This window comes from Acinetobacter sp. YH1901141 (assembly GCF_013416935.1).
Taxonomy (GTDB): domain Bacteria; phylum Pseudomonadota; class Gammaproteobacteria; order Pseudomonadales; family Moraxellaceae; genus Acinetobacter; species Acinetobacter towneri.
Genome location: NZ_VPEY01000006.1, coordinates 15,180 through 30,893, shown reverse-complemented (window position 1 = coordinate 30,893; position 15,714 = coordinate 15,180). Strand labels below are relative to the sequence as shown.

The window sequence follows — 15,714 nt, the reverse complement described above, 5'->3', positions numbered from 1 at the left end:
TTTATTCATTTTATAAATTAGAACATTTACTCTATTTTGTTGGGGCAGTACTGTTTGGTAAAGTCTTTTGTGCAGGCGAGCCAGTCATTCCTAAAGATTGAAAATTAATTCAACTGAGATTTAAGCGGGAGAAAACAAGAAAATACAAATTTTTTGTAATTATAATTATTTACACTCTTAGTCAGAAGTTGGTAAAGGAGGTGTTAATTTATTGATAATAATAGAATTATTTTCAACGCAAGCAGAGTTTGGTTTTATGATCCATGAATATGAATCTAAATCAATATTAGAGGCTTCACCTGCACCATAGGCAACTCTATCGCCATTTTTATACGTTTTATTATCTACGACTAATACATCATTTCTCGAATCCCAGTAAGCTTGTTGAGTCGCAAAAATAGGAAGAAAATTCGTCTGGTTTGCTGTGAAATACAAGCATTTTCCTTCAAGGGTAATTATTGCTTCACTGTAGCTAGCATTACTTCCATCACCTGAATATTGTAGTTTTGGTATGATGATTTCTGTTTGATTATTCAGTGACGATTCAGAACAGCCTAGCACTGTAAGCAAAGTGCCAAAGAAAACGGGTAGAAGCTTCTGTTTAAAAATTAACATATGATCCAATAATACCTTAAGAATTTAGTTACCTTACAGCCCTTGATTTGGCTGTAAGGTGTGTTGAATGAATTAAATATTTTTCTTCATTTGCATGAGCAAATCAAAGTTATGTAAGCGTTTTTCTGTGTCATAGATGTCACAGGTAAAAATAAACTCATCGACATCATACTTCGCCAATAAGTTTTCCAATCCTGCTTTGACAGTCGCCTTTGAGCCAATTTGCGCCATGGCATAAAAACTATCAACTGACATTTTTTCTGCAGGTGACCATAAGCCATCCATACTTTCGACTGGAGCTTTGAGTTTTAGGCTTTGTCCACGCATTAAACCTAAAACACGCTGATAGGCACTAGTCGCCAAAAATTCTGCTTCTTGGTCGGTATCTGCAACCACTGTTGGCACACCCATAGACACATAAGGCCGCTCTAAATATTCTGAAGGCTCAAAATTGTCACGATATAACTGAATGGCTTGAGCAAGCATACGCGGGGCGAAGTGTGAGGCAAATGAGTAGGGTAGTCCTAATTTTGCAGCAAGTTGTGCGCTAAATAAACTTGAACCAAGCAACCATACAGGAACGTGTGTCCCTTGTCCTGGCGTAGCAACAATACGTTGTTGTGGTTCAGCATCTTTAAAGTAATGCAAAATTTCTAAAACATCTTGCGGAAATTGATCTTCAGTTTCCTGTCGCCCACGACGCAGCGCACGCATGGTCACTTGATCTGTGCCTGGTGCGCGACCTAAACCGAGTTCAATACGGTTAGGATATAAAGTCGCTAAAGTTCCAAACTGTTCAGCGACCACTAACGGTGCGTGGTTGGGGAGCATAATACCGCCAGAACCGAGTTTAATTTTTTGCGTATTTGCTAATAAATAACCCAAAAGAACTGCGGTTGCTGAGCTGGCAATGCCATCCATATTATGATGTTCCGCCAACCACAAACGGTCATAGCCGAGTTGTTCTGCGTGTCGTGCTAATTCAAGTGCATGATGCAGTGAAAACTGTACTGATTGATCATCACGTACAGGTGCGAGTTCAAGAATGGCAAATTTTGTGTCTTGCAGGGAACGCATCATTTATTCCAGCTTGATTAAAGAGAGTTTTATCATACGATGCTGCACTGATTTTGTATATCGAAAATTTTCGATATATGGGCGAGTCATGAGATATTGCCATTTAACAACGCGCGACATTCATCCAAAAAGCACGCTTTATAAAAAAACATTTATCCAAGCAAGTAGTCAGCAAACAAAAAGCACCCGAAGGTGCTGATTGTTAGAAGTATCGTGAGAAATTAACGACGTTTACCATTTTTATAGTGACCTAAATGTAAGCCATTGTCTTTGCGGTAACGGTCATTATAACGGTAGTCATTGTAGCGATAGCCACGGCTATCATAGCGGCGGTCATAACGATCATCACGACGGTCTTCGCTAACTTTTTGACCTAATACTGCACCACCTGCAGAACCGAGTCCTGCACCGACATAACCACCATTGTTGCCTGCCATATTGCGACCAACGCTATATCCACCTGCACCGCCCAAGGCAGCACCAATCATGGCACCGTTACGGTCACGTTTATTGGCAGAAGCTGCAGCACCGCCCGCACCACCAATGGCTGAACCAATCATCGCGCCTGTTTGTCCACCCATTTGTTGACCAATTGCTGCTCCGACAGCACCACCCAAGGCAGAACTTACGGCAACACGTGTATCGTTCGCATGCGCAGTGCTCATAAGCAAGGCAGAACTTGCGATAACGCTACCCAATAAAATACGATTAAGTTTCATGCGGATGCTCCAAATATTGATTAATATGTTTTGTAATGAAGATATAGAAACAGATGGCAAAGATCGTGAAGGGCAATGAGGTAAATCTGCAAAGTTTGGTAAAGACTTTGTAATTGCACTGCTAAATTTCTTCATATTGATTATGGTCGTTTTTTTGAACTGATATATGAAGAAAAATTAATCCTATAAAAAAGCATCAAACCTGTGTTGATGCTTTTTTGCTGCTCTATGCCTATCGTTCAAGATTAACGACGGTTGCGTTTTTTCTTCCATTTACGTTCTTGATAGCGGTCATATTCTTTATCTTTCGAGATTTTATTGCCGAGTGCTGCACCACCTGCTGCACCTAAAGCTGAACCAATATAACCACCATTGGTACCGCCCATATTTTTACCTACGGTATAACCCGCACCACCACCCAAAGCACCACCAATTGCAGATTCAGTACGATGACGCTTATCACTCGCCACGGCTGCACCACCAGCACCGCCTAAGGCAGCGCCTAGTGTTGCACCCGTAGTACCACCCATATTTTTACCAATAGCTGTACCTGCAACACTGCCTAAAGCACTGGCTGCGGCAACGCGCGTAGTATTGTCTGCATAAACGTTGGCACTGAGCATTGAAGCTGTGGCTAAAGCTGCTGTCATTAACATTGCATTAAGTTTCATGTTGAACTCCATGTCCATTTATAGGACTTATTTATGATCAATTTTGATGGGCTCAATTTAACAAAGCGCCGCTTTTAAAATGTGGAGAGTGCAGACGAGATTGGTGTTCTTTGGTGTGGGCTTTGTATGAGTTTGATTAAAATTGCTAAAAAAATGTCCAAATGCGGATGCTAATTGCGGTACTTGGTGAGTTGTACATTCATCGCAATGCACAGCATCATCAAGCAGAAATACTGCTAGAACATCTGCAGATAGGCATTTCAAACATCGTACAGACTTAATAATGATGTTATTTGGGTGGTAGAATCGGTAAACTATGCGCAATTTTTTATTTCGCTGTGCTGCGTGTTGCATGTAACAGCCTTTGCATTGAGATTTTTTAAACAATGAAAGAATCGTTACGTTTACGATTAGATCAGCTTTCTGACCGCCATGAAGAATTGACTGCTTTGTTGGCAGATGTTGAAGTGATTTCAGATAACAAGCGTTTTCGTCAATTATCACGTGAACACAGTGATTTAGACGAAATTACGGCAGTGTGGTCACAATACACACAAGCCGAAGCCGATATTGAAACAGCCGAAGCAATGTTGTCTGATCCTGACTTTAAGGAAATGGCGCAAGAAGAAATTAAAGACAATAAAGCGCTGATTCAGCAACTTGAAGCTGACTTAAATATTTTAATGATTCCAAAAGACCCGAATGATGCCAACTCGGCTTATTTGGAGATTCGCGCAGGGACAGGTGGCGATGAAGCCGCGATTTTCTCGGGTGACTTATTCCGCATGTATAGCAAATATGCCGAAAGTCAGGGCTGGAGAATCGAAATTTTATCTGAAAATGAAGGTGAACACGGCGGATATAAAGAAGTCATTTGCTTGGTGAATGGCGAAGGCGTGTATGGCCGTTTGAAGTTTGAAAGTGGTGCGCATCGTGTGCAACGTGTTCCTGCGACTGAATCGCAAGGTCGTGTGCATACATCAGCGTGTACTGTGGCAATTTTACCTGAAGTAGATGTAGACACCACGGTAGATATTAACCCTGCCGATTTGCGTATCGATACCTATCGTGCTTCGGGTGCGGGTGGTCAGCACGTTAACAAAACCGACTCTGCAGTGCGTATAACCCACATTCCGACGGGTACTGTGGTGGAATGTCAGGAAGAGCGTTCACAGCATAAAAACAAAGCGAAAGCGATGGCGTTGTTGGCATCACGTTTGGAAAATGCCAAACGTGCTGCAGCAGATGCAGCAACTTCAGAAATGCGTCGTGATTTGGTGGGTTCGGGTGACCGTTCTGAGCGTATTCGTACCTATAACTATCCGCAAGGACGTATGACAGATCATCGTATTAACCTGACTTTATATAAGTTGGATGCGGTGATGGAAGGTGATTTAACTGAACTACTAGATAGTCTGCATCGTGAATATCAGGCAGATCAGTTGGCGATGCTTGCTCAGCAAAACGGTGGTTAATGAATATTGCACAAGCCTTGGCGCTACGTGGTGAAGTCGATAGCTATGAGCGTCAAGAAAATATTTGGTTGTTAGAGCATTTTTTAGGACTCAGTGCGCTTGAATTAAAATATCGTGCAGATCAGGAATTGAGTGCCGCGCAAGAGCAGATGTATGTGCAGGCTTTGGCACGTATAGCAGCAGGCGAGCCTTTGGCGTATATCACAGGTTCACAGCCATTTTGGACACTGGATTTAAAAGTCACGCACGATACTTTGGTGCCACGTCCTGATACCGAGGTTTTGGTCGAAACTGTGTTGGCTTTGTCATTACAACGTGATGCTGTAATTGTCGATTTAGGCACAGGTACAGGGGCGATTGCTTTGGCTTTAGCATCTGAACGTCCAGATTGGCAGGTAACCGCAACCGATATTTACCTGCCAACGCTTGCAGTTGCTCAAGAAAATGCAAGCAAGCATGCTTTAAATCAGGTGCAATTTGCCTGTGGTGCATGGTTTGAGGCATTGGGTTCAGCAGCCGAGCCACGTTTTGATTTAATTGTATCTAATCCGCCGTATATAGATGCTAATGATGCACACATGTCTGCTTTGGCAGCAGAGCCTGAACGTGCATTGGTGGCAGCAGATCAGGGTTTGGCAGATATTCTGCAGATTATTTCGCAGGGTAAGCACTGGCTGAAAGCAAATGGATGGATTGCACTAGAGCATGGCTATGACCAAGCTTTAGCAGTGCAAGCGATTTTTGCAGAACACGGTTTTTCTGACATTCGTACAGTCAAAGATTATGCAGGCAATGATCGGGTGACTTTAGCACAATGGCTTGCTGGCTGATGTGTTATATCAGTTAAAAATCTTGTGAGATCTATTTATCAGCTTGCAAACATAGACGAATGATTAGCAAAGTTTAAGTGCAAGACCAATTTATGAGCCTCAACTCAACTGATGTCAGCTTAGGTTGCCTTTCACTGCCAAAATTGCAGGTGGTAGTTCTTCGCCAAGTGAACTCAGCATTTCCCGTTCAATTAATCGCACCATGGAGTTGAGCGGTAAATCATTGTCTTGCAGGCCAAAAGGTTCTTCAAGTTGTTCGCTGAGAGCATCTAAACCTAAGAATAAATAGGCAATTAAACCCACCAAAATTGGTGTCCAGATTCCTAAACTTGCTTCTAAACTAAAAGGCAGAATAAAGCAGAAGCAATACACAGTGCGGTGCAACAAGACTGAATAAGAAAAAGGCAAGGGTGTGCTGAGAATTCGATCGCAACCTGCTTGCACATTACCCAATTCAACAATATGTTGATTCAAGCCTTGATAAATAATATCGGAAATTTCACCTGTTTTCAGTGCGCTGACTAACTCTTTTTGAATGCTTTCTAAAATAAACTGTGCGGCATTAATATGCGGAAATAATGCTTCATAATCTGCAGATGTGAGGTTGACTTTGTTTTGATAAAAATCGATAGGTTGGTTTTGATTGCGTAAACGGTTACGCAATAAATTACTAAACAACATGACCCGATACATCAAGACCCGACGCTGTTGATCTGGCAGTACGTATGAGTCACGTGAAATATGCCGTGATGTTGCAATTAACGTCCCCCACAATTTTCGACCTTCCCACCAACGTTCATAACTGGCGTTATTTCTAAAACTGAGGAAAATAGACAAAATAATACCGAAAATGGTAAAGCCAATGGCTGGTACGCTCGGCACTTGAAAAAAGTGGTGAGAAGACAAATACACTAAGACCGTAGAAAGGAAGACCACAATTGCAAGTGCAGGTAAGACCGTGGGTAAAATTGTCCCATACCATGCAAACAGTAGGGTAAAACTGTTGTTTTTATTGCGAATAATCATCTTGATGCATCCTTGAAGCTGTCCTTAGTGTTTCATAGACAAACAACGCTTGGCAAGATGATAGCTAGCTTTTGATTCAAAAAGCAGCAAGCGGCTTAAAGTCAATTTTTCTTATTTATTATTGCAACAGCCAATAAAAAAGTGATGCCATGAAGACATCACTTTTTAAATACTTTCAGCAACTGAATGCTCAAAGTTTTAGCTTACATCGGGTAATCTTGCAAACAGTCTGGAATTTCAACTTGTGCCAAACTGTCTGTTTCTAAAGCTAAACATAGTGCAACAATTTTAGCGGTATCGCACAGGTGTTCATCTTTGAGTGCTAAACCTGCTTGTAAAGATTGTAAATGTTCTTGGCAAATATCTAGGGCTTGCGCTGCTTCAAGTGCATCTTCACGTTTGAAAAACGCAGACATGACATTGCGTAACTGTTCTTCTGAGGTATTTAGAATACTTTGATTGAGTAATTCATCTAATTGGTCAGAAGCTTGGTTGAGGGAGTGAGAGAAATTTTGAACTAGATTGTGTTCAAGTACATCCATCATCTTAAGCATGGGGAAACCTCCAAAGATGCTCGTACATTTAATATTACAGGGGGAGTATGACAGCCGAATTGCATAAAATTTATGCTTCAAATTGATTGAAAAGTAAACTAAATTTAATACTTTGACAATGCAGTGCCGATGAACGTCCAGTTCACTGCTCAACCTTGAAATCACAGCGATGAGTTTTCTTTTATAATTAAGTTGTTTGTAAAATACACAAAATAGTGGCTGAGTAGTAGGTGATAAGTCACGCAATTATGAGCTTTCAATTATGAGCTTTCGGTATATTGTCGATATGCACCAGGATTGACCCCAGTCCATTTTTTAAAGGCACGATGAAAAGCGCTAGGATCATGGAAATTTAATTGATCGCTAATTTCCTGAAGTGATTGTTGGGTTTTGCTCAACAATTCAATTGCCGTATCTCGACGGATTTCATTTTTTAATTGCTGATAGCTGGTGCCTTCCTGCTTTAAACGCCGTTGGAACGTCGCTTCAGACATATTGAAATGTTGGGTTAATTCGTTCAGTTCTAACCACTCACTCGGCGGCAATCGCATTAATTGTTTACGGATTTTATGACTCAGCGCATGTGGGTTTTTATAACGCACCAAAAGGTTAAAAGGTGTTTGTTTTAAAAAGCGTTTCCAACTTTTTTTATCCTGCTTGATTTTTAAATCAAGATGTTTTGCCTCAAAATAAATCTTATGCGCTGTACACGCATATTCAATTTCATCACAGAAACGGACACGATAATCAGCATCATCCTGCGGGGCAGCACATTTGAGTTGCATGTTTAAAATAGCGATACGTTGTCCTGTCAGCCAGCACATCAAGCCATGAATCAGCATTAAATAAGTGGCATAACTAAACATCGGTTTCACTTGATCTTTATCGTGAATGGTTAAGATTGCATATTCACCATCTACGTTTAATTCACCTGAAAAATCATCCAGTATTAAATTAAAGAAATTTAAAATGTCCTGTAATGCGGCCTTTAAATGCTCTGCTTGGTACACCCATTTAGACAAGAGTTGATAACTGCCACGACGCATAGCATGGCTGTCCATGCCAAAAAATTCATCGTTCATGGCATCTGCCAGTGCAATCCACAATTGACCATATTGCAGAATTGACACCCTCGCTTTGTTGGAATGTAACAGCTCTGCAGGAATACCCGCCGTCTGCAAAATCGCATGCGTATCCATACCGCGTTGCTGTGCAGTATGCAAAGCTTCATGGACTAAAGCAATTGAAATTGTACCTTTGCTGTAAGTGAGCTGAGTTGCATTCATGGGATGGCGTGGTATTCCATTTACAAGTTGAGTGTTCAAATACATCATAGTCGATGCAGGGTTTGGAAATTGTACTCTAGCTTGAGTGTGATTAATCTGTTTCTTAAGTTGTATCAACCTGAAAATTTATAAGGAAAATAAAATGAAAATTCAAGGAAAAGTCTGTGTGGTCACGGGTGGTGCATCGGGTTTAGGCGCTGCGACTGCACAACATTTAGTTGCGCAAGGTGCAAAAGTTATTTTGGTTGATATGAATCAAGAACTTGGGCAGCAGCTTCAACAGCAATTGGGCGAAAATGCAGACTTCGTAGCTGTAGACGTGACCGATGAAAACCAAGTACAGCAGCTTTTTAACCATATTGAGCAAAAATACGGACAGTTAAATGGCTTGGTGAATTGTGCAGGCATTGCACCGTCTGCCAAAGTCTTGGGACGTGATGGTTTGCATGATTTGGCAATGTTCCAAAAAGTGCTGAATATTAATGTCACGGGCAGTTTTAATATGATCCGTTTTGCGGCACAACTGATGGCGAAATATGACTTAGCCGCCGATGAAGAAGAGCGTGGTGTGATTGTGAATACTGCTTCGGTTGCAGCATTTGATGGGCAGATTGGACAAAGTGCGTATTCTGCATCGAAAGGTGCAATTGTGGGGATGACGCTGCCTTTGGCACGTGAATTGGCACGTGAAGCCATTCGGGTGATGACGATTGCCCCCGGTATTATGGAAACCCCGATGCTGAAAGCATTTCCACAGCATGTGCAAGATGCTTTAGGGCAAATGGTGCCATTTCCACCACGTTTGGCAAAGCCTGAAGAATTTGCGCAATTGGTGGGTCATATTTTTGAAAATGGTTATTTAAACGGTGAAGTGATTCGTTTGGATGGCGCAATTCGTATGCAACCGAAATAAGTTATGACGATGCTATATCCATAAAATAGCCTAAGCAAAAATTCAAGTATTGAAAAACTGGATACTAAAAAACCGTTGCAATACAGCACAAGGATGTTGCGCGCATTCCTGACAAAAACAACATCTACCATATAAACAGAGGGTCACCATGATTTTAAGCCATGAACAAAAAATGATTCAGGATATGCTGCGCAGTTATGCACAGGAAAAGCTTAAACCAACTGCAGCGGCACGTGATAAAACTGCTGAATTCCCTGCAAAGGAGTTAAAAGAACTGGGTGAGCTAGGTGCTTTGGGCATGACCGTTGCAGAAGAATGGGGCGGTGCAGGTTTAGATTATGTATCTCTCGTTTTAGCCTTAGAAGAAATTGCTGCGGGTGATGGTGCAATTTCAACGATTGTGAGTGTGCAAAACTCATTGCCATGCGGAATTACACAACGCTACGGCACAGAGGCGCAAAAACAAAAATATTTAACTAAACTGGCAACAGGCGAATGGTTAGGCTGCTTTTGTTTAACTGAACCACAAGTCGGCTCTGATGCCAGCGCGATTGAATGTAAAGCTGAAAAAGATGGCGAGGATTGGGTTTTAAATGGCACCAAGCAGTTTATCACCACAGGCAAATATGCAGATGTTGCTTTAGTTTTTGCTGTAACGGACAAAACTGCGGGTAAAAAAGGCATTTCCTGCTTTTTAGTCCCGACGAACACACCAGGTTATATCGTGGCACGTTTAGAAGACAAAATGGGACAGCACTGTTCCGATACCGCCACCATCGTGTTGGAAAACTGCCGTATTCCTGCAGAAAACCTATTGGGGCAAGAAGGTGAAGGCTACAAAATTGCACTCTCTAATTTAGAGTCGGGGCGTATTGGTATTGCCGCGCAATCGGTGGGTATGGCGCGAGCAGCTTTAGATGCAGCCGTGGACTATGCCAATGAGCGTAAAGCTTTTGGAGTTGAAATTGTGCAACATCAGGCAGTCGCGTTTCGCTTGGCAGATATGGCAACACAGATTGAAGCTGCACGACAGCTTATTCTACATGCCGCAAGCCTCAAAGATGCAGGCTTACCGTGTTTAAAAGAAGCATCTATGGCCAAGCTTTTTGCTTCAACCATGGCAGAGCGTGTGTGTTCAGATGCGATTCAAATACATGGGGGCTATGGCTATGTATCTGATTTCCCAGTTGAACGTATTTACCGCGATGTGCGCGTTAGCCAAATTTATGAAGGTGCATCCGATATTCAGCGTTTGGTGATTGCACGTGAAGTGACTAAGCGTTAAAGCTGAGTATCTAAAACTTTAGTCGGTGTCCAAAGCTTGCAAGGTTATTGCAGGATGTGGAAATTGAGAAAATGTTCAAATCATGTTTAGCTAACTTGATTGAAAAATACGCGAAGATCATGTCGTGATTGCGTTGCATGATCGACTTCAACACAGCAAACCTAATTTAAATTTTAAAGAGCGATTCAATCCTAACTTGTAAAAACGGTTAAAACAATAACGCATATTGCTGCAAATGAATTGCAGTGTCATCAGTTTAAGACGGAGCTTAAAAGAATGAAAACTTTGCAAGAGGCATATCAACAGTTTGATATTGAGCAACTGATTCAAACCCAATTGGCAGGAACGCCAACGGCACTTAATGCCTATGAAGAATGTTGCGGACGCTATACGGGTACTCAACAAACTGCCTTAATTTGGGAAGGCAAACACGGTCAAACTGCATCGTGGACATTTGATCAACTGGCAGAAGCATCTGGAAAATTGGCAAATTATTTTACTCAACTGGGCTTAAAAGCAGGTGATTGTATTGCAGGATTATTGCCGCGTACGCCTGAATTGTTAATTACGGTTTTTGCCACATGGCGCATTGGGGCAGTGTATCAGCCTTTATTTACAGCCTTTGAATCTAAAGCGATTGAGCACCGTATTCAAACTGCAAAGACGCAGCTCATTGTGACCAATACTGAGCAGCGTCCAAAACTAAATGCCTTGTCTAATGTGAAAATTTTAACTGTGGACGCAGCAAATCAAGCTCAAAACCATGATACAGATTTTTGGCAAGTTCTAAGCACTCAAGACACCTACTTTGAAACCGTGTATCGCAGTTTTGAAGATGATTTTCTGATGATGTTTACATCAGGCACTACGGGTTTAGCTAAATCTGTACCTGTGCCTTTAAAAGCCATTGTGGCATTTAAAGGTTATATGCAGCATGCAGTCGATTTAAGAGCAGAAGATTCATTTTGGAATTTAGCCGACCCTGGTTGGGCTTATGGCTTGTATTACGGTATTACAGGGCCACTGAGTTTGGGGCATAGCATTATTATGGATGAACGTCCATTTAGTATTGATCATGCACTGGAAATTATCCGTAAATATCAGGTGAGTAATTTAACAGGTTCACCAACAGCATTTAGAATGTTCTTTGGTTTTAAAGAAAAGTTTGATGGTGATATTCAACGACATCTGCGTGTGGTTAGCAGTGCAGGCGAGCCGCTCACACCAGAAGTGATTCATTGGTTTAAGCATGATTTACAAGTCAATATTTATGATCAATATGGACAAACCGAATTGGGGATGGTGATTGCCAATCATCATGCACTGGAACATCAGAAAAAAGTAGGTTCTGCGGGTTATGCTATTCCCGGACATCGTTTCGCGGTTTTAAATGCACAGCATCAGGAAGTCGCTCACGGCGAAATTGGCACACTTGCACTGGATGAATCACAATCGCCTTTAATGTGGTTCAAAGGTTACGATGGGGATGACCGTAAATCATTTGTGGGACAGTATTATTTAACGGGTGATACGGTACGTTTAAATGAATTTGGTGGGATTGATTTTATTGGTCGTGCAGACGATGTCATTACAACTTCGGGTTATCGTGTCGGGCCTTTTGATGTAGAAAGTACTTTGCTTGAATGTGAGGAAGTGCTTGAATCCGCAGTAATTGGTAAGCCAGACCCAGAGCGTACAGAAGTGGTAAAAGCCTTTGTGGTGTTAAAAAATCAATATCAACCAAGCACTGCATTGCAGGAAAAGCTGCAACAGTATGTGCGTTCACGCTTATCGAAACATGCCTATCCTAAAGAAATTGAATTTGTCAGCAGTTTGCCTAAAACATCCAGTGGAAAAATTCAGCGTAATTTATTGAAGCAACAAGAAATTGCAAAACAAAATGCTTTTAAAAAAGTGAGCTAAATTCAGCCAATAGGCCCTGTTAATTATTGCGCCATAAGAAAAACGCCATTCATACAGATTGGCGTTTTTTTAAATCTGTATTCTTTATTTAAACCACCCGATTATGCAAGCACGAACTCAATCGATAGAAAATGTGTGCATCATATTGGTGATGTGATATTTTCAACTTTATGCTGACACAATGAACAAGGCTGCATGTACTTCGATTACGATAAAAGCATGTAGGCAGCGCAATACATATTGGGGGAGAACATCATGGTAACAGCTCATTTAAACTTCACGCAGCCGTCAAAGCGGATATTTACGAAGTCGATATGGATGGGCGCAGCTTTACTGTTGTGTGCCTCTGGCAGTTATGCACAAAACTGGAACCCAGCGCCAACTGCTGAAAGTACAGCCTATTCCAGCTATCCAGCAGCAAAAACGCCACAAAAAAATTATGCAGTCTTTGCCGAATACGCCAATTTTGAAGCAGATTTTGACAGTGGCGATACAGTAGAACTAGATGGTTTTGCTTTGGGTGTTTCCACCACGCCACATCGCTCAGGTTTTTATGGCAGATTGGAATTCTTAAAAAACAATGAATACGATTTGGATTATTATGAATTCAATATGGGCGGGAATTTAAACCTGATCAGCTATCATGGTTTTTATTTCAATACATACGCAGGTCTAGGTTATAGCGGCGCAAGTTCAAAGCTGCTTGCCAATGATGTCAATTTTGTCACTTTACCTGTGGGCGTAGAAGTCGGTTTGAACTTTGTTCCTGATTTCTCGATTTACGCCACTGCTGGTTATAAATGGTTATATGACAGCACCTCGAATACCACCTGTAAAGATGGGACAACCTCAGACAAAGTCGGGAATACGGCATGTTACTGGAATGGTGGAATTGCCTATTATAATGAATATATAGGCGATGCCGATGGCGTTACTTATAACGTAGGCATGCGGATGCACTTTTAAGCAAGTCGTTGCACATCTCCATCTGTTCAAATACGCAACAATTCAACCGCCGTCATGGCGGTTTGCTTTGAATACCCGTTATACTTGGCGTTTTGGTTTTGCAGAATAGGGCATTTTCTTGGAAAGCATATTCGATACTCAGTTGGAATTGAGCGATGCAGAAATGCATCTATATAGCCGACAAATTTTATTGGATGGCTGGGATATTGAAGCCCAAGAAAAATTAAAACTGGCCAACGTACTTGTTGTGGGGTGTGGCGGGATTGGCTGTTTAAGCGCAGAATTACTTGCACGTGCAGGCGTGGGAAAAATCACTCTGATTGATGCTGATGTGATTGAAACCAGTAATTTGCAACGACAAATCGCCTATACCCCCGCAGATTTAGGCTTTTATAAGGCCGAAATTCTCGCAAAAAGATTAATGCAAATTAATCCTTATATCGAGATTGTTTGTTTAACCACGCTGTTAGATGCGCAAAATGCAGGCACTTTAGTTGCCCAACAAGACCTAGTCTTAGATGGTTGTGATAATTTCAGTACCCGATATTTGGTCAATCAATATTGCCGACAATTGAATGTACCTTTACTCAGTGCCTCTGCCATTGGTTTTCAAGGGCAAATGTTCATGGTCGAAGGTGATTCTGCTTGCTATGAATGTCTGTTCCCGAAAGAACAACATGCCAATGAGAGTTTGCGCTGCGCTGACAGTGGCGTATTGGCAACCACTCCCAACGTCATGGCCAGTTTACAAGCGCATCATGCCTTATTGTACTTGGGTTTAGGCAACACCGCGCTGAAACAAAAGCTATTACTTTGGGATGGTTTAAGCATGAAACAACGCTTATTGTCGTTTGATCAAGACCACAACTGTCCAGTTTGTCAGGCAAGATAGCCTTTTTACTTGGCAATTTTTTGTTAAACTCTCACTACTTTAATATGACTCAGACATGATGAAAAATAATATCTGGTTAGATGGTTTACGTTCAGTTGCTCGCATGGGTGAAACTGCCGTAGTGGCAGCCAAAGCAGGCATTAAATATGCCACTGAAAAGCCAAGTAATGCCAAACTCATGCGCGAAACATTTGAATCTTTAGGTTCAACCTACATTAAACTTGGGCAGTTTATTGCCAGTACACCGTCATTGTTCCCGCGTGAATATGTCGAAGAGTTTCAAGGTTGTTTAGACCAAACTCCAACTTTACCGTTTAGCTATGTGCAGCAAGTATTGGAATCTGAATTTGCAGGGCGCAATTTAGATGAAATATTTGCCTCAATAGATGAAAAGCCTTTAGCTTCAGCATCTATCGCACAAGTGCATGCTGCAAAATTGGTAAGTGGAGAAGATGTGGTGATTAAAGTGCAAAAACCGGGGGTAGAAACTATTCTCTATACCGATTTAAACGTCTTGCACTGGGCGACTAAACTGCTCGAAAAAGCTGTACCTAAAGTCAAATTTGCGTCATTGGCCGATATTGTCGAAGAAATCAAAACCCGTATGGTGCGTGAAGTCGACTTTATTGAAGAAGCACGTAACCTAGATGATTTTATTAATTATCTGAATTTAACCCAGAATACAAAAGCCACTGCACCTAAGGTCTATCATCAATATTCCACCCGTCGCGTATTGACCATGCAGCGTTTGTATGGCGTACCTTTGACCGATTTTGACGTGGTGAAACAAGTATCTAACGATCCATCGCAAGTGTTGATTACTGCCATGAATACATGGTTTGGTAGCTTGATGATGTGTAACAGTTTCCATGCCGATTTACACGCAGGCAACCTGATGTTGCTTGAAGATGGGCGTGTCGGCTTTATTGATTTTGGTATTGTCGGACAGCTAAATCCTGAAGTGTGGACTGCTTGTATGGCCTTTATGGATGCCTTGCAAAATACCAACTACACGCTTATGGCGGAAAATATGCTCAAAATGGGCATGACTGACACGCAAATTGATACTCAGGTTTTGGCAGCAGATTTAGAGCGTTTATTTAGTGGCGTATTGCTGGCTGATCCTCAAGAATTGCTGACTTCTAACCCTGCAGATTTAAATGACATCATGCTTGATATGGTTGCTGTGGGTGAGCGTCATGGGATTCGTTTCCCACGTGACTTTGCTTTACTGTTCAAGCAAATGTTGTACTTTGACCGTTTCATGCGCGTTTTAGCACCTTATACCGATATTTATGCCGATCAACGACTGCAGATGGTACAAAGTATTGATCCGAATTTGTTGTTAAAGCATTAATTATCCATATTGGGCGAATCAAGCCTTCTGGTTGCATATTTTAAAGCCACCGATCTTTTGTTTTATGAGTTCAGTGTGGCTTTAAAATACGGCAAATATCCCTTTCAATAGACAGAGATAGAAGG

15 protein-coding genes are annotated in these 15,714 nt (G+C 41.6%); 8 read left to right on the top strand and 7 right to left on the bottom strand.

What is annotated here, in order from left to right:
* Positions 1-177: 177 nt before the first annotated feature.
* The 4 genes from FTV52_RS05100 to FTV52_RS05085 form a co-directional block, all read right to left on the bottom strand.
* Complete coding sequence (locus tag FTV52_RS05100; RefSeq protein ID WP_257221672.1) at positions 178-615, bottom strand: hypothetical protein; 438 nt, start codon at positions 613-615, stop codon at positions 178-180.
* A 72-nt stretch (positions 616-687) separates the two neighbouring features.
* Positions 688-1,692 carry an LLM class flavin-dependent oxidoreductase gene (locus FTV52_RS05095; RefSeq protein ID WP_179990188.1) on the bottom strand — a complete coding sequence of 335 codons (1,005 nt, stop codon included), beginning with the start codon at positions 1,690-1,692 and terminating at the stop codon, positions 688-690.
* Between the two features lie 221 nt (positions 1,693-1,913).
* A complete protein-coding gene (locus FTV52_RS05090; protein WP_004973185.1) occupies positions 1,914-2,411 on the bottom strand; it encodes a hypothetical protein in 498 nt (165 codons plus the stop codon).
* A gap of 245 nt (positions 2,412-2,656) precedes the next feature.
* On the bottom strand, positions 2,657-3,082 hold the full coding sequence (locus tag FTV52_RS05085; RefSeq protein ID WP_004973189.1) for a glycine zipper 2TM domain-containing protein: 426 nt from the start codon (positions 3,080-3,082) through the stop codon (positions 2,657-2,659).
* A gap of 386 nt (positions 3,083-3,468) precedes the next feature.
* On the opposite strand from FTV52_RS05085, the gene prfA reads away from it, so the two are divergent.
* Both prfA and prmC read left to right on the top strand, forming a co-directional pair.
* Positions 3,469-4,557, top strand: a complete 1,089-nt coding sequence (gene prfA / locus FTV52_RS05080) for a peptide chain release factor 1 (RefSeq protein WP_004973192.1) — start codon at positions 3,469-3,471, stop codon at positions 4,555-4,557.
* Positions 4,557-5,387: a peptide chain release factor N(5)-glutamine methyltransferase gene (gene prmC, locus FTV52_RS05075; RefSeq protein ID WP_131260809.1), complete on the top strand. Its 831-nt coding sequence runs from the start codon at positions 4,557-4,559 to the stop codon at positions 5,385-5,387. Before prfA ends, prmC begins: the two co-directional genes overlap by 1 nt.
* 114 nt (positions 5,388-5,501) lie before the next feature.
* Here the strand turns inward: prmC and FTV52_RS05070 are convergent, their stop codons facing one another.
* The 3 genes from FTV52_RS05070 to FTV52_RS05060 all read right to left on the bottom strand — a co-directional run bounded on the left by FTV52_RS05070 (position 5,502) and on the right by FTV52_RS05060 (position 8,253).
* Positions 5,502-6,413, bottom strand: coding sequence for a bestrophin family protein (locus tag FTV52_RS05070; RefSeq protein WP_004973196.1), 912 nt, complete (start codon positions 6,411-6,413; stop codon positions 5,502-5,504).
* 203 nt (positions 6,414-6,616) lie between these two features.
* Positions 6,617-6,967, bottom strand: a complete 351-nt coding sequence (locus FTV52_RS05065; RefSeq protein ID WP_179990151.1) for a hypothetical protein — start codon at positions 6,965-6,967, stop codon at positions 6,617-6,619.
* 260 nt (positions 6,968-7,227) lie between these two features.
* Positions 7,228-8,253 carry an AraC family transcriptional regulator gene (locus FTV52_RS05060; RefSeq protein ID WP_178865887.1) on the bottom strand — a complete coding sequence of 342 codons (1,026 nt, stop codon included), beginning with the start codon at positions 8,251-8,253 and terminating at the stop codon, positions 7,228-7,230.
* A 142-nt stretch (positions 8,254-8,395) separates the two neighbouring features.
* Here FTV52_RS05060 and FTV52_RS05055 point away from each other — a divergent pair, with 142 nt between their 5' ends.
* The 6 genes from FTV52_RS05055 to FTV52_RS05030 all read left to right on the top strand — a co-directional run bounded on the left by FTV52_RS05055 (position 8,396) and on the right by FTV52_RS05030 (position 15,589).
* A complete protein-coding gene (locus FTV52_RS05055) occupies positions 8,396-9,166 on the top strand; it encodes a 3-hydroxyacyl-CoA dehydrogenase (protein WP_004973201.1) in 771 nt (256 codons plus the stop codon).
* A 148-nt stretch (positions 9,167-9,314) separates the two neighbouring features.
* A complete protein-coding gene (locus FTV52_RS05050; protein ID WP_004973203.1) occupies positions 9,315-10,451 on the top strand; it encodes an acyl-CoA dehydrogenase family protein in 1,137 nt (378 codons plus the stop codon).
* Positions 10,452-10,727: 276 nt separating this feature from the next.
* Positions 10,728-12,374, top strand: coding sequence for an AMP-binding protein (locus FTV52_RS05045; RefSeq protein ID WP_179990149.1), 1,647 nt, complete (start codon positions 10,728-10,730; stop codon positions 12,372-12,374).
* A gap of 255 nt (positions 12,375-12,629) precedes the next feature.
* Positions 12,630-13,340, top strand: a complete 711-nt coding sequence (locus tag FTV52_RS05040; RefSeq protein ID WP_004973205.1) for a hypothetical protein — start codon at positions 12,630-12,632, stop codon at positions 13,338-13,340.
* A gap of 163 nt (positions 13,341-13,503) precedes the next feature.
* On the top strand, positions 13,504-14,232 hold the full coding sequence (locus FTV52_RS05035) for a HesA/MoeB/ThiF family protein (RefSeq protein ID WP_096900943.1): 729 nt from the start codon (positions 13,504-13,506) through the stop codon (positions 14,230-14,232).
* Positions 14,233-14,290: 58 nt separating this feature from the next.
* Complete coding sequence (locus FTV52_RS05030) at positions 14,291-15,589, top strand: AarF/ABC1/UbiB kinase family protein (protein ID WP_179990186.1); 1,299 nt, start codon at positions 14,291-14,293, stop codon at positions 15,587-15,589.
* The last annotated feature ends 125 nt before the right edge of the window (positions 15,590-15,714 follow it).

Excerpts from the sequence above, each read along its gene's own strand:
- FTV52_RS05100 (WP_257221672.1), bottom strand. The coding sequence starts at position 615 with ATGTTAATTTTTAAACAGAAGCTTCTACCCGTTTTCTTTGGCACTTTG.
- FTV52_RS05095 (WP_179990188.1), bottom strand. The coding sequence starts at position 1,692 with ATGCGTTCCCTGCAAGACACAAAATTTGCCATTCTTGAACTCGCACCT.
- FTV52_RS05090 (WP_004973185.1), bottom strand. The coding sequence starts at position 2,411 with ATGAAACTTAATCGTATTTTATTGGGTAGCGTTATCGCAAGTTCTGCC.
- FTV52_RS05085 (WP_004973189.1), bottom strand. The coding sequence starts at position 3,082 with ATGAAACTTAATGCAATGTTAATGACAGCAGCTTTAGCCACAGCTTCA.
- prfA (WP_004973192.1), top strand. The coding sequence starts at position 3,469 with ATGAAAGAATCGTTACGTTTACGATTAGATCAGCTTTCTGACCGCCAT.
- prmC (WP_131260809.1), top strand. The coding sequence starts at position 4,557 with ATGAATATTGCACAAGCCTTGGCGCTACGTGGTGAAGTCGATAGCTAT.
- FTV52_RS05070 (WP_004973196.1), bottom strand. The coding sequence starts at position 6,413 with ATGATTATTCGCAATAAAAACAACAGTTTTACCCTACTGTTTGCATGG.
- FTV52_RS05065 (WP_179990151.1), bottom strand. The coding sequence starts at position 6,967 with ATGCTTAAGATGATGGATGTACTTGAACACAATCTAGTTCAAAATTTC.
- FTV52_RS05060 (WP_178865887.1), bottom strand. The coding sequence starts at position 8,253 with ATGAATGCAACTCAGCTCACTTACAGCAAAGGTACAATTTCAATTGCT.
- FTV52_RS05055 (WP_004973201.1), top strand. The coding sequence starts at position 8,396 with ATGAAAATTCAAGGAAAAGTCTGTGTGGTCACGGGTGGTGCATCGGGT.
- FTV52_RS05050 (WP_004973203.1), top strand. The coding sequence starts at position 9,315 with ATGATTTTAAGCCATGAACAAAAAATGATTCAGGATATGCTGCGCAGT.
- FTV52_RS05045 (WP_179990149.1), top strand. The coding sequence starts at position 10,728 with ATGAAAACTTTGCAAGAGGCATATCAACAGTTTGATATTGAGCAACTG.
- FTV52_RS05040 (WP_004973205.1), top strand. The coding sequence starts at position 12,630 with ATGGTAACAGCTCATTTAAACTTCACGCAGCCGTCAAAGCGGATATTT.
- FTV52_RS05035 (WP_096900943.1), top strand. The coding sequence starts at position 13,504 with ATGCATCTATATAGCCGACAAATTTTATTGGATGGCTGGGATATTGAA.
- FTV52_RS05030 (WP_179990186.1), top strand. The coding sequence starts at position 14,291 with ATGAAAAATAATATCTGGTTAGATGGTTTACGTTCAGTTGCTCGCATG.